Source organism: Mycobacterium sp. pV006, assembly GCF_041287115.1.
Lineage (GTDB): Bacteria > Actinomycetota > Actinomycetes > Mycobacteriales > Mycobacteriaceae > Mycobacterium.
The window spans coordinates 1-20,854 of record NZ_JBGGKT010000017.1 but is presented as its reverse complement, the minus strand read 5'-3'; the positions used below and the strand labels follow the sequence as shown (position 1 = coordinate 20,854).

The following is a 20,854-nucleotide window of genomic DNA, read 5'->3' as shown; positions in this document are numbered from 1 at the left end:
GCCGCCAGAGCGGGCATTAGGCTGAACCCATGCGTCTCGGTCGAATAGCCAGCCCCGACGGGGTCGCCTTCGTCGCCGTCGAAGGCCCGCCCGACGACCCGGCCGCGGCGATCGTGCGCGAGATCGCCGAACATCCCTTCGGCACGCCGACGTTCACCGGCCGGCAGTGGCCGCTGGCCGACGTCCGGTTACTCGCGCCGATCCTGGCGAGCAAGGTCGTGTGCATGGGCAAGAACTACGCCGCGCACATCGAGGAGATGGGCGGCGGAACCTTCGATGATCCGATCATCTTCCTCAAGCCCAACACCGCGATCATCGGGCCCAACACCGCGATCCAACTTCCGGCAGACGCCGACCCGGTGCACTTCGAAGGCGAACTGGCCGCTGTGATCGGCCGGCCGTGCAAGGACGTGCCGGCGTCCCGAGCCGCCGAGAACATCCTGGGATACACCATCGCCAACGACGTGTCCGCGCGTGACCAACAGCGCAAGGACGGGCAGTGGATGCGTGCCAAAGGCCACGACACGTTCTGCCCGGTCGGTCCGTGGATCGTCACCGACGTCGATCCCGACGACCTGGAGATCCGCACCGAGGTCAACGGCGAGGTCAAGCAGCGCAGTCGGACCTCGCTGATGATCCACGACATCGGCGCGATCGTCGAGTGGGTGTCGGCGGTGATGACCTTGTTGCCCGGCGACCTGATCCTGACCGGAACCCCCGAGGGGGTGGGTCCCCTCGAGCACGGTGATGAAGTCAGCATCACCATCGAAGGGATCGGAACATTGACCAATCCTGTAGTGCGAAAAGGGAAATCGTGACCGTTCGGGTGAGATTCTGTCCGTCGCCGACCGGCGTCCCCCACGTCGGTCTGATCCGGACGGCGCTGTTCAACTGGGCCTATGCGCGGCACACCGGGGGCACCTTCGTGTTCCGCATCGAGGACACCGACGCCCAGCGCGACAGCGAGGAGAGCTACCTGGCGCTGCTGGATGCCCTGCGGTGGCTGGGATTGGACTGGGACGAAGGTCCCGAGGTCGGCGGACCGTACGGGCCGTACCGGCAGTCGCAGCGCCGCGAGATCTACACCGACGTCATCCGACGACTGCTGGCCGCAGGCGAGGCGTACGAGGCGTTCTCGACCGCCGAGGAGGTCGAGGCCCGTCACCTGGCCGCCGGCCGTAATCCCAAGCTGGGCTACGACAATTTCGACCGCGACCTGACCGACGACCAGCGCGCGGAGTTCCGCGCCCAGGGCCGCTCACCGGTCGTGCGGCTGCGCATGCCCGAGACCGACATGACGTGGGACGACCTCGTTCGTGGGACGACCACCTTCCCGGCCGGATCGATCCCGGACTTCGCGCTCACCCGCGGCAACGGCGAACCGCTCTACACGCTGGTCAATCCCGTCGACGACGCGATGATGAAGATCACACACGTGCTGCGGGGTGAGGATCTGCTGCCGTCCACGCCACGGCAGTTGGCGCTGTACGCGGCATTGACCCGGATCGGGGTGGCCGAGGCGACACCGCAGTTCGCGCATCTGCCCTCGGTGCTCGGCGACGGGAACAAGAAGCTCTCCAAACGGGATCCGCAGTCCAACCTGTTCCTGCATCGCGAACGCGGGTTCATCCCGGAGGGACTGCTGAACTATCTCGCGCTGCTGGGCTGGTCGATCGCCGATGACCGCGATGTGTTCACCCTCGAGGAGATGGTGGGCGCGTTCGACGTCGCCGACGTCAACTCCAACCCGGCGCGCTTCGACCAGAAGAAGGCCGACGCCCTCAACGCCGAGCACATCCGGTTGCTCGACGAGGACGAGTTCCGGGCCCGGTTGTCGCGCTATTTCACCGCCCAGGGTCACGAGACCGGCCTCGACGACGCCGGCTTCGCCGAGGCGTGCCGATTGGTGCAGACCCGCATCGTCGTGCTCGCCGATGCGTGGGACCTGTTGAAGTTCCTCAACGATGAGTCGTTCGCCCTCGACGAGAAGTCTGCGGGCAAGGAGCTGCGCGCCGCGGCGGTCCCGGTGTTGACCGCGGCGTTGGAGGCGGTCGAGGCTGTCGAGCAGTGGGATGCCGCACACCTGGAGGAGGCGCTGAAAACCGCCCTGGTGGACGGTTTGGAGCTCAAACCGCGCAAGGCGTTCGGACCCGTGCGGGTGGCCGTGACAGGATCCTCGGTGAGTCCGCCGCTGTTCGAGTCGATGGAGTTGCTCGGACGTGCGCGCAGCATCGACCGGTTGCAGGCAGGCCGCGACCACGCGTCGGCGTCCGCGGCGGGGGAGGCGTGAAAAACCACTCCGAAATCTTTGGTAGTCTGCTCGTCGGCCCGGGAAAAGGGCGCACCACGGCAACGCTGGGGTGTGTCGGGCCGAGAAGGATCTGTGACCAGCGGTGACAGATGCTCATTGGGGTATGGTGTAATTGGCAACACAGCTGATTCTGGTTCAGCCATTCTAGGTTCGAGTCCTGGTACCCCAGCGACTGAGGTGATTAGGTCGGTACTCGCACCTGAGATATGCTGACCCACCGAAGAACAGTTCTGGCCCCCGTCGTCTAGCGGCCTAGGACGCCGCCCTCTCACGGCGGTAGCGTGGGTTCGAATCCCATCGGGGGTACAACATCGGCTCTGGACCGCAACGGTCCAGAGCCTTTTTCTCTGTCCGGCGCTAGAGTCGCCGGGTCAATGCGTCGGCTGCTGCCACCAGGTCGGCGGCCCACCGCGCACCCGGTCGCCGTCCCATACGGTCGATCGGTCCCGACACCGACACCGCCGCGATCACCGCGCCGCGGGCGTCGCGCACCGGAGCCGACACGCTCGCCACGCCGGGCTCGCGCTCGGCGGCGCTCTGCGCCCAGCCGCGTCGGCGGACCTCGGCCAGAGTCCGTTCGGTGAACATCGCCGTCGGCAGCACCGCCTGTTGGGTCGCGCTGTCGGCGTAGGCAAGCAGGACCTTGGCCCCCGAACCCGCCGTCATCGGCAGCCTGGTGCCGACCGGAACCGTATCGCGAAGTCCGGCAGGGGGTTCCAGTGCGGCGACGCAGACACGCGAGGTGCCTTCCCGACGGTACAACTGCACGCTCTCGCCGGTCAGCTCCCGCAGGCGGGGGAGGACCACCGTCCCGGCCGCCAGCAATGGGTCACGGACGTGGGCGGCCAGTTCGGTGATTGCGGGACCCAGCCGCCACTGGCCGTCGGCGTCGCGGGTCAGCAGCCGGTGCACCTCCAGGCCGACGGCCAGGCGGTGTGCGGTGGCGCGGGGCAGCCCGGTGCGTTCGCACAGATCTGCCAGCCCGCAGGGCGACTCGGCGATGGCATGAAGTACGCCCACCGCTTTGTCCAGCACGCCGATGCCGCTATCCTGTCCCATAGAGAGATATTAGCTTCCCAGAATGTGAGATCGTCAAATGACTGCCACAGCGTCACGCCGCACACTCGCCGAGAAGGTGTGGAGCGATCACGTCGTCGTATCGGGTAGCGGTGAGGGCGCCGCCCGCGAACCGGACCTGATCTACATCGACCTGCATCTGGTCCACGAGGTCACCAGTCCACAGGCTTTCGACGGGCTGCGACTCGCCGGGCGTCCGGTGCGCCGGCCCGACCTGACCATCGCGACCGAGGACCACAACGTCCCGACCGTCGACATCGACAAGCCGATCGCCGACCCGATCTCGCGCACCCAGGTGGAGACACTTCGGCGAAACTGTGCAGAGTTCGGCATCCGACTGCACTCGATGGGCGATGCGGAACAGGGCATCGTGCACATCATCGGACCTCAACTGGGCTTGACGCAGCCGGGAATGACGGTGGTGTGCGGCGACAGCCACACCTCCACCCACGGTGCCTTCGGTGCACTGGCCATGGGGATCGGAACGTCGGAGGTCGAGCATGTGCTTGCCACGCAGACACTTCCGCTGCGCCCGTTCAAAACGATGGCGGTCAACGTCGACGGCGAGCTGCCGCCGGGAGTCAGCGCCAAGGACATCATCTTGGCCGTCATTGCCAAGATCGGCACCGGCGGCGGTCAGGGCTACGTCATCGAATACCGCGGCAGTGCCATCGAATCGCTGTCGATGGAAGGCCGGATGACGATCTGCAACATGAGTATCGAAGCCGGCGCGCGCGCCGGGATGGTCGCACCCGACGACACCACGTTCGAATTCCTGCGGGGCCGCCCCCATGCCCCGACCGGCGCCGACTGGGATGCCGCGGTTGCGGCGTGGCGCCAGTTGCGTACCGACGAGGGTGCGGTATTCGACGCCGAGGTCTACATCGACGCCGCGACGCTGAGCCCGTTCGTCACCTGGGGAACCAATCCCGGACAGGGTGTACCGCTGGCCGACTCCGTGCCCGACCCCGAGATGATGACCGACGACGCCGAGCGTCACGCCGCGGAAAAGGCCTTGGCATACATGGACCTTCGGGCGGGTACTCCGATGCGCGACATCGCCGTCGATGCGGTGTTCGTCGGATCGTGCACCAACGGCCGGATCGAGGATCTGCGGGTGGTGGCCGACGTGCTGCGTGGACGAAGAGTGGCCGACAGCGTCCGCATGCTGATCGTGCCGGGCTCGATGCGGGTGCGCGCGCAGGCCTGCGAGGAGGGGCTCGACGAGATCTTCCTGGCCGCCGGAGCCGAGTGGCGGCAGGCCGGATGCTCGATGTGCCTGGGCATGAACCCCGATCAACTGTCCCCGGGCGAGCGGTGCGCGTCGACGTCGAACCGCAATTTCGAGGGCAGACAAGGCAAAGGTGGCCGAACTCACCTGGTATCACCGGCAGTTGCGGCGGCCACCGCGGTGCGGGGGACGTTGTCCTCACCGGCCGACCTCGACCCCGTGACCGCTCGCTGAGCCCGGACAAGGAGAACTCTCGATGGAAGCCTTCACCACACATACCGGGATCGGAGTCCCGCTGCGGCGCTCCAACGTCGACACCGACCAGATCATCCCGGCGGAGTACCTGAAGCGGGTGACTCGAACGGGATTCGAGGACGGTCTGTTCGCCGGCTGGCGCAGAGATCCCGAGTTCGTGCTCAATCAGCCGCCGTTCGACCGGGGTTCGGTGTTGGTGGCCGGCCCGGATTTCGGGACCGGTTCCTCACGCGAGCATGCGGTCTGGGCGCTCATGGACTTCGGGTTCCGCGTCGTCATCTCCTCGCGGTTCGCCGACATCTTCCGGGGCAACGCCGGCAAGGCCGGACTACTGGCCGCCGAGGTCTCCCAGGACGATGTGGAAATCCTGTGGAAGCACATCGAGAGTCATCCCGGTGCGGAAATCACTGTGAATCTTCAAGATCGGACAATTGCCGCGGGAACCATCGTGGTGCGGTTCAACATTGACGATTACACCGCTTGGCGATTGCTCGAAGGACTCGACGATATAGGCCTTACGCTGCGGAAATCGGCAGAAATCGAAGAGTACGAGACTCGTCGCCCAACCTGGAAACCACGAACCCTGCAGGCGTGACAGGGTCGGCCTGACGGGTCGAAATTACCGAAATCGCCCGGCTGCGATCTGCATTTCGCGGCCTCCGGTAGGACAATATGTGCGGCAAGCGGATTGAAAAAAGTTCGCTGGCATCGCCTGAAATTGCGCGTGGCTCTTGGAAATCAGCAGCCAATGGGTTTACCGTGTCCTCTAGTCGGTCCAAGGAGGACCACTGTTATCCGGAGGTTTTGCATGAATAAAGCAGAGCTCATCGACGTACTCACGGAGAAATTGGGCTCGGATCGTCGGCAGGCGACTGCCGCGGTGGAGAACGTCGTCGACACGATTGTGCGCGCTGTGCACAAGGGCGACAGCGTGACCATCACCGGCTTCGGTGTTTTCGAGCAGCGCCGTCGCGCCGCCCGGGTCGCGCGCAACCCGCGCACGGGTGAGACGGTGAAGGTGAAGCCGACCAACGTTCCGGCGTTCCGTCCCGGCGCTCAGTTCAAGGCCGTTGTGTCCGGCGCCCAGAAGCTTCCGGCCGAGGGCCCCGCGGTCAAGCGCGGCGTCACCGCCGGCGGCACTGCGCGCAAGGCGGCCAAGAAGTCTCCGGCCAAGAAGGCCGCCGCCAAGAAGTCGGCGCCCGCCAAGAAGACCGCGGCGAAGAAGGCTCCGGCGAAGAAGGCAGCCACCAAGACCGCAGCCAAGAAGGCTCCGGCGAAGAAGGCAGCCACCAAGACCGCAGCCAAGAAGGCTCCGGCCAAGAAGGCAGCCACCAAGACCGCAGCCAAGAAGGCTCCGGCCAAGAAGACCGCAGCCAAGAAGGCTCCGGCCAAGCGCGGTCGCAAATAGATTCAGTTCCACCGGACACGCCGCGGGTCGTCATGACCCGCGGCGTTTCTGGTGTTCGGGCGGCTCAGCTCTTCGCAGGCAACGCACTGTCGAGGTGATCGGCGGCGACCAGTCGACCGCCGGCCAGCGACAGCACCCAGACGCTGCCCTTACGGTTTCGTGACTTGTCCGGCCGGACGCCGTCGCGGCCGCACCACCACCCGATCAGGTCCGGAATCACCTTGCCCTGGGTGCAGACCACCGGAGTCCTGGCGTGCTCGGCGATCTCGAGCATCCGGTGACGCGCCGGCTTCGGTTTGTCGGCGTACGCTTCCTCGGTCAGCGTCGGCTCGTCGTGGATGTCCACGCAGAGTTCCTCGGCCAGCGGGGTCAACGTCTGCCGGCAACGCTCCCGGCTGGCGGCGAACAGGTCCTGCGCCCCGAACGCGCCCAGCAACGGCACCAGAGCCTCGGCCTGGGCGCGACCGTGCTTGTCCAGCGGGCGTTTTCGGTCGTCCCCGCGCCACCTCGATTTGCTTCCCGCGGTGGCGTGCCGGACGACGAGCACCGTGGCCGTGTCGGCGGGCAGCTTCGCGAAACGCCGCAGCACCTTGCGGTCCTGCGCGTAGCCCAGCTGTTCCATGGCTGCACGGACCGGCAGCCACTTCAGTTCGTCGACCTCGTCGTTGACGACGAAGTCCCCGCCGACCGCCTGCGCCGCCCAGTAACAGACCTTCTTCACGCCCTCGTCGACGGGGTAGCTCACCGAGACCAGGCGCCGCCCCAAACGCGCGTGATACCCGGTTTCCTCGGCGATCTCGCGTACCGCGGTCACGGGCTCGGTCTCACCGGGGTCGACCTTGCCCTTGGGCAGCGACCAGTCGTCGTAGCGCGGGCGGTGGATGACGGCGATCTCGGGTTCGTCGGCGTTCGGCACGGCGCGCCAGAGCACGGCACCGGCGGCGCGCACGATCTTCGACCCGGAGCGATCCTTGGACACTCAACCCTCACATCTCGTCACGGCACAACAACTCTGGGAATCCACGGTCACGGCTGGCGGTGGCGTTTCATCATCGACACCTGGTGGTCGCGCACGGTGTGACCTTCGCGCGGAGACGCCGTCCACCGGCCGTCGGCGCCGAGTTCCCAGCACCGGGTGGACGGATCCATGGCCGATTCGAAGATGTCGTCGAGTTGCGTGCCGAGCCGCGGGTCCTTCACCTGGGCCATGACTTCCACGCGCCGGTCCAGATTGCGGTGCATCATGTCGGCGCTGCCGATCCAGTACTCGTCGATCGCGCGGAAGTGGATGATCCGGGAATGCTCGAGGAATCGCCCCAGAATCGAGCGCACCGTGATGTTCTCGGAGTACTCGGGCGCCCCGGGACGCAGCGCGCAGATGCCGCGGACCACCACCTCGACGCGGACCCCGGCCTGCGAGGCGCGGTACAGCGCATCGATGACCTGTTCGTCGACCAAGGCGTTGGCCTTCAGCCGGATCCGGCCGTCGGCTCCGTCGCGGGTGGCGGCGATCTCCCGCTCGATCCGTTCGATGATGCCCTTGCGCACACCGTAGGGAGCGACCAGGAGATTGCGGTAGGAATCCTTGCGCGAGTAGCCGGTCAACGAGTTGAACAGGTCGGTCAGGTCCGCGCCGATGTCGGGCGCCGCGGTCAACAGCCCGATGTCCTCGTACAGTCGCGCCGTCTTCGGGTTGTAGTTCCCGGTACCGACATGGCAGTAGCGGCGGATGACCGAACCCTCACGGCGCACCACCAGACAGGTCTTGCAATGTGTCTTCAACCCGATCAGGCCGTAAACCACATGCACACCCGCCTGTTCCAGCGTGCGGGCCCATTTGATGTTGGCTTGTTCGTCGAACCGCGCCTTGATCTCGACCAGGGCGACGACCTGCTTGCCCGCCTCGGCGGCGTCGATGAGGGCGTTGACGATGGGCGAGTCACCGGAGGTGCGATACAGCGTCTGTTTGATCGCCAGCACATTCGGGTCCGCCGCGGCCTGCTCGATGAAGCGCTGCACGGTCGTGGAGAACGAATCGTAGGGATGGTGGACGAGGACATCACCGTCACGCAGCGCGGCGAAGATGCTCTTGGGGGTCTCCCGTTCGCCGAACGCAGGTGGGGTGGCAGGCACGAACGGCGGGTCCTTCAACGCCGGGCGGTCCACGTTGTAGATCTGCCACAGCGACGAGAGATCCAGCAGACCAGGCACTTCGACGACGTCACCGGGAGCGACGTCGAGTTCGCGCAACAACAGCTCGAGCATGCCCTCGGTCATGTCGTCGGAGACCTCCAGGCGCACCGGGGATCCGAAGCGGCGTCGGGCGAGTTCGCGTTCAAGTGCCTGCAGCAGGTCCTCGTCGCGGTCCTCCTCGACCTCGAAATCGGCGTTGCGGGTGATCCGGAACGCGTGGTGCTCGACCACTTCCAGGCCCGGGAACAGCACCGGGAGAAACGCGGCGATCAGCTCCTCCATCGGCAGGAAGCGCACCTCGTCGTCGTTTCCGGGGCCGCCCTGCAGCTCGACGAACCGATCGACGTTGTCGGGCACCTTGATCCGGGCGAAGTGCTGACCGCCGTCATCGGGGTGCTTGACGGTGATGGCCAGGTTCAGACTCAGACCGCTGACGAACGGAAACGGGTGGGCCGGATCGACGGCCAGCGGGGTCAGTACCGGGAAGACCTGTTCGTGGAAGTACGTCGACAGCCGGGAACGTTCGGAATCGTCGAGCTCGTTCCACGTCACGATCACGATCCCGTGGTCGGCCAGCGCCGGACGCACCGAGTCGAGGAACACGCGGGCGTGGCGGCTGGCGATCTGCTGCGTGCGCTCGCTGATGCGGCGCAGTTGTTCACGCGGGGACAGGCCGTCGGCCGAGCGGACCGACAGCCCCATCTCGTCGCGGCGTTTCAGGCCGGCGACGCGCACCATGTAGAACTCGTCGAGATTGGAGGCGAAGATCGCGAGGAACTTCGCGCGTTCGAGAAGCGGCAGCGACGGGTCGGCGGCGAGCGCGAGGACCCGCGAATTGAAGTCCAGCCAACTCAGTTCCCTGTTGAGGTACCGATCGTCGGGCAGCGGGTTCTCGATGGTCGGCGCGGTCGCCGCCGGCGGCGCCACCGGAGTCGAATCGGCGGCGGCCGGCGCGGCATCGGCGACATCCGAGTTCGGCGTCCCGATCTGGGCTTCGGTCATGAGTCGATGATTCCCTATGTACGCGCGGTCCGGCCAGCGCAGCCGTCGATGTCCGTCAGACGTTCACCGATGCGACGTCAGCGCCTTGGTGGTGGCCGGGCCCACTCCGATGCGCTGGGCAGCCTCCAGATCTTCTGGAGTGTCGATGTCACATCGAAGACCGGGCCACCGGCCCTGCAGTTCGACCGCCCCCGAACGGCGGTGCCGATTCGCGGAATCGGCGCCGAAACACGGGGCCAGTGGGGTGCCGAAAGCCAGCAGCGCCGCGGTGCCGTCGCCGTGCCGATCGGCGACGAAGGCGCGGCCCACGGCCCGTGCCGAGGCAATCGCCTCGGCGAGTTCATACGGCTGCAGGGCAGGCAGATCTCCTTGCAGCGCAACGATGTTCGGACCTTCCCGCGCGGCCAGGTCCGCAGCCGCGGTCAGGGCGTTGTTGAGCGGGTCGGAGTGGCCCGAAGGGGTGGGGTCGGTCAGCGCGCGGGCGCCGACCTGCTCGGCCGCGTCGGCGGCCATCCGGTCGGGGGTCACCACCAGCACCGTCGCTACGGCGGGGACGGCCAGAGCGGCGGTGACGGTGTCGACGAGCATGGCCAGCACCACCTCTTCGCGGTCGGGCGCCGAAAACATCGGCGCCAGCCGCGTCTTGGCTGCCGCGAGCCGCTTGACCGCGACCACCACGCCGACGTCGGCCTGGTGAGCCGGCGGTCGGGCGGCCGCGGTGGGGTCGGTGCCGCTCACGAAGGCCATCCTGCCAGTCCGCGCTCGCCGGTTACGCTGAAGCGGTGGTCGAAGCGGCGGTGATGGGTGCCGGAGCGTGGGGGAGCGCTCTGGCCAAGGTGTTGGCAGACGCCGGGAACGACGTCACGTTGTGGACGCGCCGTCCCGAACTCGCCGACGAGATCAACCGCACGCACCGCAACGCGGCCTACCTCGACGTCGCTCTCCCCGAATCGATCCGCGCCACCAGCGACCCGGCCGACGCGCTGTCCGGTGCGTGCACCGTGCTGCTCGCGGTGCCTGCGCAGACCATGCGCGACAACCTTGCTCGTTGGACCGATGCCCTCGGCGCGGACGCCACCCTGGTCAGCCTGGCCAAGGGCATCGAGTTGAACACGTTGATGCGGATGAGTCAGGTGATCGTGCAGGTGACCGGCGCCGACCCCGGTCGGGTGGCGGTGGTCAGCGGACCCAACCTGGCCCGCGAGATCGCCGAAGAGCAACCCGCCGCCACGGTGGTGGCCTGCACGGACTCCGGTCGCGCCGTCGCCCTGCAACGCGCGTTGTCCACCAGCTATCTGCGGCCTTACACCAACGCCGACGTGATCGGCACCGAGATCGGCGGCGCGTGCAAGAACGTCATCGCGTTGGCGTGCGGGATGGCCGCCGGTGTGGGGCTCGGTGAGAACACCGCCGCGGCGATCATCACGCGCGGTCTGGCCGAGATCATGCGGCTGGGAATCGCGTTGGGCGCCAAGTCGGCGACCCTGGCTGGGCTCGCGGGGATCGGCGACCTGGTGGCCACCTGCATGTCGCCGTACTCGAGGAACCGCTCGTTCGGCGAACGGTTGGGCGGTGGCGGCACGATGGAAGCGGCATTGGCCGCGACCGGAGGTCATGTCGCCGAGGGTGTCACCTCGTGTGTGTCGGTGCTCGCGCTGGCCTCGAGCTACGACGTGGAGATGCCACTGACCGAGGCCGTGCACCGCGTGTGCCACCAGGGGCTCTCCGTCGACGAGGCGGTGTCGTTGCTGCTGGGGCGCACCACCAAGCCGGAGTGAGACGTTGACCCCGCACTACGGTGACTCCACCCGCAGCGTGAAAGCCACCGACAACGAACGCTTTCCGGGCGCGCCGGTCGCCCCCTACCCGGTCCCGGCCGCGGCCTACCACCTCGACGCGGCCGAGGACGACTCGACCGACACGTACGGGCGACGCTCCAATCCCACCTGGCGACAACTCGAATCCGCCCTCGCGGCTCTCGAAGGTGCTTCTACCGCAGTGATTTTCGGCTCGGGAATGGCCGCCGTCAGCGCTGCGCTGCGGGTGCTGGTCCGGCCCGGCCACACCGTGGTCGTACCGGCCGACGGGTACTACCAGGTCCGCACCTACGCCCGCGACTACTTCACCCCGCGCGGCGCCACCGTCGTGGAGGCGCACTGGGACCAGATGTGTACCGCCGCCGAGCACGCCGACGTGGTGCTGGCGGAGACACCGTCGAACCCGGGTCTGGACGTGGTGGACCTGCATCGGTTGGCGCTGACGTGCCGTGCCCGCGGCGCGACCCTGGTGGTCGACAACACCACGGCGACGCCGCTGGGGCAGCAACCGTTGTCGCTGGGCGCCGACCTCGTGGTGGCCAGCGCCACCAAAGCCCTGGCCGGCCATCACGATCTGCTGGCCGGATACGCCGCCGGCAACCAGCCCGACCTCATGGAGCGGCTGCGGACCGAGCGACTCCACACCGGTCCCGTGCTCGGCGCGTTCGAAGCCTGGCTGTTGCTGCGCAGCCTGGGCACGTTCGGACTGCGGTTCGAACGGCAGTGCCAGAACGCGGCGGCCGCCGCCGTGATGCTGCGCACCCATCCGGCGGTGCGCGCCGTGCGTTACCCGGGGTTGCCCGAAGACCGTGCGCACTCGGTGGCCTCGGTGCAGATGCGCCGGTTCGGCGGGGTGGTGGCCGTGGAACTCGACGATGCCCGGGCCGTGCACGAACTGGTCGAGCGCAGCGCGTTGCTCGTCGCCTCGACCAGCTTCGGCGGGATCCACACCTCGGTCGACCGCCGCGCCCGATGGGGTGATGCCGTGCCCGACGGGTTCGCCCGCATCTCGCTGGGCATCGAGGACACCGACGACATCCTGGCCGATCTCGCGGCGGCGCTACCCGGGCCGTGACCGGTCGCATCCCGGGCCGTGCCCGGGCGGCCGGTAGCCTCTCTAGGTTGTGACTGCCCGCACCCGCGTTGCCGTCGTCTACGGCGGACGCAGCTCCGAACACGCGATCTCGTGTGTTTCCGCAGGCAGCATCCTGCGCAACCTCGACCCGCAGCGGTTCGAGGTGGTCGCGGTGGGGATCTCCACCGACGGCGCCTGGATGCTGACCGACGCCCGGCCCGAGACGCTGGCCATCACCGACGGCAGGCTGCCCGCCGTCGACCCGTCGTCGAGCACCGAGCTGACCCTCGTCGCCGACCCGCGCCGGCAGGGGCAGCTGGTGTCCCTCGGCGCGGACGCCGGAGAGATGCTCGCATCGGTCGATGTGGTGTTCCCCGTGCTGCACGGTCCGTACGGGGAGGACGGCACCATCCAGGGTCTGCTCGAGCTGGCCGGTGTTCCTTATGTCGGCGCAGGGGTGCTGGCCAGTGCGGTCGGGATGGACAAGGAGTTCACCAAGAAGCTGTTGGTGGCCGCGAACCTGCCGATCGGTGACCACGTGGTGTTGCGCGGTCGCCGCGCCGACCTGACGCCCGAGGAACGCGAACGGCTCGGGCTGCCCGTCTTCGTCAAACCGGCCCGTGGCGGTTCGTCGATCGGCGTGAGCCGGGTGACCTCCTGGTCGGAGCTGGGCGACGCGGTCGACGAGGCCCGGCGGCACGACCCGAAGGTCATCGTCGAGGCCGCGATCCCCGGACGCGAACTCGAGTGCGGGGTCCTCGAGTTCCCCGACGGCCGGGTCGAGGCCAGCGCCGTGGGCGAGATCCGGGTCGCCGGTGTGCGCGGCCGGGAGGACGGCTTCTACGACTTCCAGACGAAGTATCTGGCCGACGCCGCCGAACTCGACGTGCCGGCCAAGGTCGAGGACCGGGTCGCCGAGGAGATCCGGGCGTTGTCGGTGCAGGCCTTCGCCGCGATAGACTGCCAGGGCCTGGCGCGGGTGGACTTCTTCCTGACCCCCGACGGTCCGGTCATCAACGAGATCAACACCATGCCCGGGTTCACCACCATCTCGATGTATCCGCGAATGTGGGCGGCCAGCGGCGTGGACTATCCGACCCTGCTGGCCACGATGGTCGACACCGCGCTGGCCCGCGGCACCGGCCTGCGCTGACCGGGGCTCAACGCGCCGGGGCCGGGTCGATCGGGCGTTCGGGCAGCGACGCGGTGATCGCCGCCGACAGCTCCTGGATCGGTGCCGGACCCGAATCCGCGGGCAGCGTCAGCGCGACGTAGACCGGCCGGTCCACCGTGAACCAGGTGGTCCGTCCGTCGCTGTCGGTGACTCCGTCCTCGCCGATCCGCAGCCAGGAGACCGCGTCGACCATCTGCAGGGGCGCGCCGACGACGAATTCGGCGGGCCGGGCCAGGCCGCAGCGCAGGATCACCGGTTCGCCGCCGTCGTCCCGCTGCCACGCGGCGGCGCCGGGCGGTGCGGGCTCGGCCAGGTCGGCCCGCCGGTGATCGCCGAGTTGGTCGGGTAGTGCCGCGAGCAGGTCGCGGCAGGACTGGCTCTCGGATTCCGGGGCAGGCAGACCCGCCACCGGGACGGGCGCGCGCCCGGCCTGATGCTGCAGGACGGCGACGGCGACGACGACGGCCACCACCGCGCCGATCGCGACCACCAGCGTCGCGACCAACACCCCGCGCGAGGGTCCGTCTTCGGATGGATTCGTCACCGGCGCACCCTCAGCGCAGCGCGCCGGAGCCGTATTCGGCGGAGCGCACCCCGCTGCACCCGGTCAGCGCTGCGGCGACGGCTTCGGCGCGCCCGACCTCGGTCCGGATCAGGACGAAAGCCTCGACCACTGGCGTCCCTCCTTCGTTCACCTGCATAGACTGCACGCCGCAGGGCACCAAACCTACCGCAGGTCGCGCCGACCTCCAGGCCACGACGCCGACCCGAGGAGCTGACATGACGGCCGACGAGCACGACCCGACGCTCGCGCAGACCGGCGAGTTCGCGGTGATCGCGCGGCTGGTCGGTGACCGCCGTCAGCCACCGGGCGTGGCCGTCGGACCCGGTGACGACGCGGCGGTGGTGGCCGCGCCGGACGCACGTGCCGTCCTGTGCACCGACATGCTGGTGCAGGACCGGCACTTCCGGCTGCATTGGTCCTCTCCGCACGACATCGGCCGAAAAGCCGTCGCGCAGAACGCCGCCGACATCGAGGCGATGGGCGCCCGGGCCACCGCCTACGTCGTCGGGTTCGCCGCGCCCGCCGAAACCCCCACCGCGCGTGCGGTCGAACTGGCCGACGGTCTGTGGCACGAGGCCGATCTGACCGGTGCCGGGGTGGTCGGGGGAGACATGGTGCGGGCCCCGCTGTGGGTGATCTCGATCGCCGCGATGGGCGACCTCGAGGGCCGGGCTCCGGTGCAGCGCAGCGGCGCGCGGGTGGGTGACACCGTGGCGGTCTGCGGCGAACTGGGTCGTTCGGCGGCGGGGCATGCGCTGTGGGACAGCGGAATCGACGAATTTCCCGATCTGCGTCGCCGCCACCTGGTGCCCGAACCGCCCTACGGTCAGGGCCGCGTCGCCGCACAGTGGGGCGCCCGGTCGATGATCGACGTCTCCGACGGCCTGCTGGCCGACCTGGGCCATGTCGCGGTGGCCTCGGGTGTGCACATCGACCTGGTCGCCGACGCGTTGACCGAAGACGTCGATGCGGTTTCCGGGGCGGCCCGCGCGGTCGGGGCAGACCCCCGCGACTGGGTGTTCGGCGGGGGAGAAGATCATGCGCTGGTCGCGACCTTTCCCGCTGCGGCGCCACCGGGATGGCGGCCGATAGGGCGGGTCTCGGCCGCCGACGGCACCGCGCGGGTGAGCGTGGACGGCGCCGAGTGGGGTGGGGCCGTGGGCTGGCGGTCCTACTGACCGCTAAGTTGGCCTCTCGTGACTGCGCGACCTCTCACCGAACTGATCGACCCCGTCTGGGCCCGTGAACTGGCTCCCGTCGAGCCCCAGGTCACCAAGATGGGGGAGTTCCTGCGCGCCGAGCTGGCCGCCGGTCACCGCTATCTGCCGGCCGGGCCGAATGTGCTGCGCGCGTTCACATTTCCGTTCGACGCCGTGCGCGTGCTGATCGTCGGGCAGGACCCCTATCCGACGGTCGGACATGCGGTGGGGCTGAGCTTCTCGGTCGCGCCCGACGTCCGTCCGCTGCCGCGCAGCCTGGACAACATCTTCAAGGAGTACTGCGAGGACCTCGGCCTGCCCCGCCCTGCCACCGGTGATCTGACGCCGTGGGCGCAGCAGGGGGTCATGTTGCTCAACCGAGTTCTGACGGTCCGTCCCGGCACTCCGGCGTCGCACCGTGGCAAGGGCTGGGAGGCGGTCACCGAATGCGCGATCCGTGCGCTGGTGGCACGCAACCGACCGTTGGTGGCGATCCTGTGGGGACGCGACGCCGCCACGTTGAAGCCGATGCTCGGCGACACCCGCACGATCGAGTCGGCGCACCCGTCGCCGTTGTCGGCGTCACGCGGGTTCTTCGGGTCGAGACCGTTCAGTAGAGCCAACGGCCTGCTCGAACAGATGGGCGCCGAACCGGTGGACTGGCGCCTGCCCTGACGATGCAGACGCTGCGCGGAACTAGCCGCGCGAGACCTTCCCGGCCTTCAGGCAGGAGGTGCAGACGTTGACGCGCTGCTTGTTGCCGCCCGGACGCGTCACCGCACGCACGGACTGGATGTTCGGGTCCCACCGACGGCTGGTCCGGCGATGGGAGTGCGACACCGACTTACCGAAGCCGGGGCCCTTCCCGCAGATCTCGCACACGGCAGCCATATGTGAAACTCCTCGAGTCAGTTCTTGGGGTTCGGGTCCTCGGAGCCGCCGAGATGGCGGCGCGACCCGACAACCCGATCAGGATACCGGCTGATCCAGAAGGACCAAAATCGCCGGACGGGCGGTCATCCACAGCGCCGAGGACGGGTCTTCGGCGGTGTCGCCTCCACTGACTAGGCTGACGCGCACGGCGGCGGCGGTCCGACCCGGTTTTCGATGCGCAACGCGCGGGTGGTGTGGGAGGTGCGATGGCGGCTCGGCGGCTCGACGCCCCCGCTCTGCGCCGCTGGGCGCACTCCGCGGTGGCCGACCTGATCACCCACACCGACGAGATCAACCGACTGAACGTCTTCCCGGTCGCCGACGCCGACACCGGCACCAACATGCTGTTCACCATGCGTGCCGCGTGGGCGCAGGCGGACGGCTGCGAAGACGACGACCTCGCGACGCTGACCGCCGCGATGGCCGACGGCGCGTTGCGGGGTGCGCGCGGCAACTCCGGGGTGATCCTCTCGCAGATTCTGCGCGCGCTGGCCGACGTCTCCCGCGTCGCGGCAGCTCAGCGCGGTGGCCGGCTGACCGAGGTCGACGCGGCACTGGTGGCCGACGCCCTGCGGCACGCCGTCGATCTGGTCGCGGCCTCGATGGGGGAGGTGGTCGACGGCACCATCGTCTCGGTGCTGCAGGCAGCCGCATGCGGCGCCGAGGCGGCGCTGAGCCACCACCGGGGACCGGCCGAGGTGGTCGGCGCGGCCGCGGACGCAGCCGCCGACGCGCTCGAACGCACCCCGACCCAGCTCGACGTCCTCGCCGAGGCAGGCGTGGTCGATGCGGGCGGCCGCGGCCTGCTGGTTCTTCTCGACGCGCTCACCGTCACCCTGGCCGGGCATGCGCCGAAACGGCGCACGTACGAACCCGCCCACGTCGATGCGGCGCCCGCCGACGGGACACCCCAGTTCGAGGTGATGTACCTGTTGGCCGGATGCGACCCCACCGACGTCGAGGAGTTGCGCGCCTGTCTCGACGAGCTCGGTGACTCGGTGGCCATCGCCACCTCGGCCGCCGGTGACGGCGCGCCGCCGCGGTACTCGGTCCACGTGCACGCCGACGACGCCGGCGCCGCCGTCGAACTCGCGCTGCGTTTCGGTACCCCCAGCAACATCCAGATCACCTCGCTGCACGGGGGCGGCCACGGCGCCGGGGCGTGGACCCGGGAACGCGCCGTGCTCGCCGTCGTCGACGGAGAAGGCGCCGAACGCCTCTTCGGCGGCGAAGGGGCGCACGTGCTGCCGTTCGACCCGGAGGTGCCGATCAGCGCGCAGCAGCTGTTGCACGCGCTGGTCAACACCGGTGCCGCACAGGTGGTGGTGCTGCCCAACGGCTACGTCGCCGCCGAGGAACTGCTCGCCGGCTGGGCGGTCGCCTCGGACTGGGGAATCATGATGGTTCCCGTGCCGACGGGCTCGATGGTGCAGGGCCTGGCCGCGCTGGCGGTACACGACCCCGACCGGCCGCTGGTCGACGACGGCTACACCATGGCCCGCGCCACGGGTGGGGCCCGCTGCGGCTCGGTGCGCGTCTCCACCGAGGAGGCGCTGACGTGGGCCGGACCGTGCCGGCCCGGGGACGGACTGGGCATCACCGGTGACGAGGTGGTCATCGTCGGCGCCGACATCGTCGCCGCCGCCTCGGGGCTCATCGACCTGCTGCTGGCCGCGGGCGGCGAGCTGGTCACGGTGCTGCTGGGCGTCGGTGTGGGCGCAGACGTCGGAGACGCGCTGGCCGAGCACATGCATGCGCGTCATCCGGGCACCGAACTGACGGTCTTCCACACCGGGCACCGCAGTGACGCGCTGCTGATCGGGGTCGAGTGAGATGGCGCGCCTCGACGACCGCCTGGACTTCGTGATCGGCCGCAAGGCCGCCGATCAGCTCGAAGAACACCTCGGCCTGCACACCGTCGCCGACCTGCTGCGTTACTTCCCCCGCAAGTACAGCGACGCGATGACCGTGCGCGGCGAAGGCGAGGACCTCGATCTCGAGGAAGGTGAGCACGTCACGTTCATCGACGTGATCACCAAGGCCGAGTTGAAGTACACCAACCGCACCCCCAAGCGCGAGTTCCTGGTGGTCACGCTCGGCGACCGGCGCCCGAAGGTCACCGCGACCTTCTTCAACGCGAAATATCTCAAGCACTCGCTCAAGGCGGGCGCCAAGGTGATGCTCTCCGGGGTCGTCGGCTACTTCCGCGGTGTCCTGCAGCTGACGCACCCGGCGTTCTTGGTGCTGGAGTCGCCCGAAGGGAAGACCGGCGGGTCCAAGTCGCTGGCCGCCATCGCCTCCAGCGCGGAGAAGACCGGAGAGGATCTGCTCGCCGCGTTCGAGCGCGACTTCTTCCCGATCTACCCGGCCAGCGCGAAGGTGCAGACCTGGGACATCTACGCGTGCGTGCGGCAGCTCCTCGCGGTGCTGGACCCGGTACCCGAACCGCTGCCGGATTGGTTTGTGCGCGAACACGATCTGATGGCCGAAGACGATGCGCTGCGTGCGGTTCACCTCGCCGACAATCAGCGGGACCGGACCCGCGCGATCACCCGGCTGACCTACGACGAAGCCATCGGCCTGCAGTGGGGCCTGGTGGTGCGGCGGAACCGCGAACTGCACGGCACCGGTCCGGTCGCACCGCCGCGCGACGACGGTCTGGCGTCGGCGATGGGCGCGCAGTTGCCATTCGACCTGACCGCGGGTCAGCGCGAGGTGCTCGAGGTGCTGTCGGCGGAACTGGCCGCGTCCCGGCCCATGAACCGGATGCTGCAGGGTGAGGTCGGCTCGGGCAAGACCATCGTGTCGCTGCTGGCCATGCTGCAGATGGTCGATGCCGGCTACCAGTGCGCGTTGCTCGCACCCACCGAAGTGCTCGCCGCCCAGCACGCCCAGTCGATCCGCGCGATGATGGGACCGCTGGCCATGGCGGGTCAGTTGGGCGGAGCGGAGCTCGCGACGCGGGTCGCGCTGTTGACCGGATCGATGTCGGCCGCGCAGAAGCGCGAGGTGCGTGCGGTCGTCGCGTCGGGGGAAGCCGGGATCGTGATCGGGACACACGCGCTGCTGCAGGATGCGGTGGAGTTCGACCGCCTGGGCATGGTGGTCGTCGACGAACAGCACCGGTTCGGGGTGGAGCAACGAGATCGCCTGCGCGCCAAGGCTCCTGAGGGCATCACCCCGCATCTTCTGGTGATGACGGCGACCCCGATCCCGCGGACCGTCGCGCTGACGGTCTACGGCGATCTGGAGACCTCCACGTTGCGGGAGTTGCCCCGCGGGCGTCAGCCGATCACCACGCGGACCATCTTCGCCCGGGAGAAGCCGACCTGGCTGGATCGCGCGTGGGCCCGCATCGCCGAGGAGGTGCGCGAGGGCCGGCAGGCCTATGTGGTGGCCTCCCGCATCGACGAGGGCGACCAACCCGGGGGCATCGATTCCGACAAGGAACCGGACAGGGCCAAGTCCGCGAAAAAGTCCGCCCCGCAGGCACAGTCCGGTGGCCCGCCGCCGGTGACCGTCGTCGAGCTGTTCGAGCGACTGCAGCGCGGACCACTGCGGGGACTGCGGCTGGGGCTCATGCACGGCCGGTTGCCCGCCGACGAGAAGGACGCGGTGATGGCCGCGTTCCGCGCCGGTGACATCGACGTGCTGGTGTGCACGACGGTCATCGAGGTCGGGGTGGACGTGCCCAACGCGACCGTCATGGTCGTGATGGACGCCGACCGGTTCGGCATCAGCCAGTTGCACCAGCTGCGCGGGCGGATCGGGCGCGGCGCCCACCCGAGCCTGTGTCTGCTGGCCACCAACCTGCCGGAGAGTTCCAAAGCCGGACAACGCCTTCAGGCCGTCGCCGGCACGTTGGACGGTTTCGCCCTGGCGGATCTGGACCTGCAGGAACGCAGCGAGGGCGATGTGCTGGGCTACCACCAGTCGGGCCGCGCGGTGTCGCTGCGGTTCCTGTCGCTGGCCCACCACCTCGACATCATCCTGGCCGCGCGCGAACTGTGTGAAACCGTCTACCGGTCCGATCCCGAACATCCCGGCATGACGATGCTGTCGGCCCCGTTCACCGACACCGACCGCGTGGCATTCCTGGACATGTCGTGACCCGCAGACACCTCCTGTGGCTGGCCGTGGCCACGGTGCTGTCGGTCATCGTGGCCTACCAGGTCACCACCACCGCGGGGCGGCCGTCGGAATACATCGCGCACGCCGATCTGCCGACCGTCGCGCCGGGCACCGACGTACTGGGCGGCCTCGCGCAGGTCGAGGCCCGCGTGCGCAGCCACGACTACCGGCGCGACGCGTTCGGCGAGTCCTGGACCGACGAGACCTCTGCACCCGGCGGCCGCAACGGCTGCGACACCCGCAACGACATCCTCGAGCGGGACCTGCTCGACAAGACCTACGTCGCGATCTCGCGGTGCCCGACGGCGGTGGCCACCGGAACGCTGCTGGACCCGTACACCAACGCGACGGTGCCGTTCGTGCGCGGCGCACAGACCGGCGCAGCGGTCCAGATCGACCACCTTTTATCCGCAACTCACACGCACAGATTCGATGTTTTCCCTGTTCTGGGCGTCGATGCCATGCCGCTGACTGTCAGCGTCC

Annotated in this window: 18 protein-coding genes, 2 tRNA genes and 1 pseudogene; 15 read left to right on the top strand and 6 right to left on the bottom strand. The window is 68.8% G+C overall.

Translation table 11 applies throughout. From position 1 onward, the window contains the following. Positions 1-29 precede the first annotated feature (29 nt). From ACAG25_RS21240 to ACAG25_RS21225, 4 genes are all read left to right on the top strand, one after another. The gene (locus ACAG25_RS21240; RefSeq protein ID WP_370490455.1) at positions 30-818 is read left to right on the top strand and encodes a fumarylacetoacetate hydrolase family protein; all 789 of its coding nucleotides are present in this window, start codon (positions 30-32) and stop codon (positions 816-818) included. Further along, on the top strand, positions 815-2,290 hold the full coding sequence (gltX, locus tag ACAG25_RS21235) for a glutamate--tRNA ligase (protein ID WP_370490454.1): 1,476 nt from the start codon (positions 815-817) through the stop codon (positions 2,288-2,290). Before ACAG25_RS21240 ends, gltX begins: the two co-directional genes overlap by 4 nt. A gap of 118 nt (positions 2,291-2,408) precedes the next feature. Then, positions 2,409-2,480 (top strand) — tRNA-Gln (locus ACAG25_RS21230). A 64-nt stretch (positions 2,481-2,544) separates the two neighbouring features. Continuing rightward, a tRNA-Glu gene (locus tag ACAG25_RS21225) sits at positions 2,545-2,617 on the top strand. 51 nt (positions 2,618-2,668) lie between these two features. Here the strand turns inward: ACAG25_RS21225 and ACAG25_RS21220 are convergent. After that, positions 2,669-3,370, bottom strand: a complete 702-nt coding sequence (locus tag ACAG25_RS21220; RefSeq protein ID WP_370490453.1) for an IclR family transcriptional regulator — start codon at positions 3,368-3,370, stop codon at positions 2,669-2,671. Positions 3,371-3,407: 37 nt separating this feature from the next. On the opposite strand from ACAG25_RS21220, the gene leuC reads away from it, so the two are divergent. The 3 genes from leuC to ACAG25_RS21205 all read left to right on the top strand — a co-directional run bounded on the left by leuC (position 3,408) and on the right by ACAG25_RS21205 (position 6,282). Further along, positions 3,408-4,853, top strand: a complete 1,446-nt coding sequence (gene leuC, locus ACAG25_RS21215; protein WP_370490452.1) for a 3-isopropylmalate dehydratase large subunit — start codon at positions 3,408-3,410, stop codon at positions 4,851-4,853. Between the two features lie 22 nt (positions 4,854-4,875). After that, positions 4,876-5,469: a 3-isopropylmalate dehydratase small subunit gene (leuD, locus tag ACAG25_RS21210; protein ID WP_370490451.1), complete on the top strand. Its 594-nt coding sequence runs from the start codon at positions 4,876-4,878 to the stop codon at positions 5,467-5,469. Positions 5,470-5,682: 213 nt separating this feature from the next. Continuing rightward, positions 5,683-6,282 (top strand): HU family DNA-binding protein, encoded by a 600-nt coding sequence (locus ACAG25_RS21205; RefSeq protein ID WP_370490450.1) that lies wholly within the window; start codon positions 5,683-5,685, stop codon positions 6,280-6,282. Positions 6,283-6,346: 64 nt separating this feature from the next. Here ACAG25_RS21205 and ACAG25_RS21200 read toward each other — a convergent pair whose 3' ends face one another. The 3 genes from ACAG25_RS21200 to cofC all read right to left on the bottom strand — a co-directional run bounded on the left by ACAG25_RS21200 (position 6,347) and on the right by cofC (position 10,215). Continuing rightward, on the bottom strand, positions 6,347-7,261 hold the full coding sequence (locus tag ACAG25_RS21200) for an NUDIX domain-containing protein (protein WP_370490449.1): 915 nt from the start codon (positions 7,259-7,261) through the stop codon (positions 6,347-6,349). A gap of 47 nt (positions 7,262-7,308) precedes the next feature. Further along, entirely contained in the window at positions 7,309-9,477 is a 2,169-nt protein-coding gene (locus tag ACAG25_RS21195; RefSeq protein ID WP_370490448.1) for an RNA degradosome polyphosphate kinase, read from the bottom strand. Positions 9,478-9,540: 63 nt separating this feature from the next. Further along, positions 9,541-10,215 carry a 2-phospho-L-lactate guanylyltransferase gene (cofC, locus tag ACAG25_RS21190; RefSeq protein ID WP_370490447.1) on the bottom strand — a complete coding sequence of 225 codons (675 nt, stop codon included), beginning with the start codon at positions 10,213-10,215 and terminating at the stop codon, positions 9,541-9,543. Between the two features lie 62 nt (positions 10,216-10,277). Here cofC and ACAG25_RS21185 point away from each other — a divergent pair, with 62 nt between their 5' ends. From ACAG25_RS21185 to ACAG25_RS21175, 3 genes are read left to right on the top strand one after another with little or no spacing between them, the layout of a single operon-like run. After that, complete coding sequence (locus ACAG25_RS21185) at positions 10,278-11,255, top strand: NAD(P)H-dependent glycerol-3-phosphate dehydrogenase (protein WP_370490504.1); 978 nt, start codon at positions 10,278-10,280, stop codon at positions 11,253-11,255. 4 nt (positions 11,256-11,259) lie between these two features. Further along, positions 11,260-12,369: a cystathionine gamma-lyase gene (locus tag ACAG25_RS21180; protein ID WP_370490446.1), complete on the top strand. Its 1,110-nt coding sequence runs from the start codon at positions 11,260-11,262 to the stop codon at positions 12,367-12,369. Positions 12,370-12,418: 49 nt separating this feature from the next. Continuing rightward, positions 12,419-13,522: a D-alanine--D-alanine ligase family protein gene (locus ACAG25_RS21175; RefSeq protein WP_370490445.1), complete on the top strand. Its 1,104-nt coding sequence runs from the start codon at positions 12,419-12,421 to the stop codon at positions 13,520-13,522. 7 nt (positions 13,523-13,529) lie between these two features. Here the strand turns inward: ACAG25_RS21175 and ACAG25_RS21170 are convergent, their stop codons facing one another. After that, positions 13,530-14,087 (bottom strand): DUF3515 domain-containing protein, encoded by a 558-nt coding sequence (locus ACAG25_RS21170; protein WP_370490444.1) that lies wholly within the window; start codon positions 14,085-14,087, stop codon positions 13,530-13,532. A 236-nt stretch (positions 14,088-14,323) separates the two neighbouring features. Between ACAG25_RS21170 and ACAG25_RS21165 the strand changes: the two genes are divergently transcribed. Together ACAG25_RS21165 and ACAG25_RS21160 are read left to right on the top strand one after the other, a co-directional pair. Then, positions 14,324-15,286, top strand: coding sequence for a thiamine-phosphate kinase (locus tag ACAG25_RS21165; RefSeq protein ID WP_370490443.1), 963 nt, complete (start codon positions 14,324-14,326; stop codon positions 15,284-15,286). A gap of 18 nt (positions 15,287-15,304) precedes the next feature. Beyond that, positions 15,305-15,982, top strand: a complete 678-nt coding sequence (locus ACAG25_RS21160) for a uracil-DNA glycosylase (RefSeq protein WP_370490442.1) — start codon at positions 15,305-15,307, stop codon at positions 15,980-15,982. A 21-nt stretch (positions 15,983-16,003) separates the two neighbouring features. Here the strand turns inward: ACAG25_RS21160 and rpmB are convergent, their stop codons facing one another. Then, positions 16,004-16,198 (bottom strand): 50S ribosomal protein L28, encoded by a 195-nt coding sequence (gene rpmB, locus ACAG25_RS21155; RefSeq protein WP_152516595.1) that lies wholly within the window; start codon positions 16,196-16,198, stop codon positions 16,004-16,006. Positions 16,199-16,446: 248 nt separating this feature from the next. On the opposite strand from rpmB, the gene ACAG25_RS21150 reads away from it, so the two are divergent. The 3 genes and pseudogenes from ACAG25_RS21150 to ACAG25_RS21140 all read left to right on the top strand — a co-directional run. Next, positions 16,447-18,072 (top strand): DAK2 domain-containing protein, encoded by a 1,626-nt coding sequence (locus ACAG25_RS21150; RefSeq protein WP_370490441.1) that lies wholly within the window; start codon positions 16,447-16,449, stop codon positions 18,070-18,072. A gap of 1 nt (position 18,073) precedes the next feature. Further along, positions 18,074-20,350 (top strand): ATP-dependent DNA helicase RecG, encoded by a 2,277-nt coding sequence (gene recG / locus ACAG25_RS21145; RefSeq protein WP_370490440.1) that lies wholly within the window; start codon positions 18,074-18,076, stop codon positions 20,348-20,350. Then, positions 20,347-20,854: pseudogene (locus tag ACAG25_RS21140) on the top strand (hypothetical protein); the annotation flags it as partial. The gene recG and the pseudogene ACAG25_RS21140, both read left to right, overlap by 4 nt.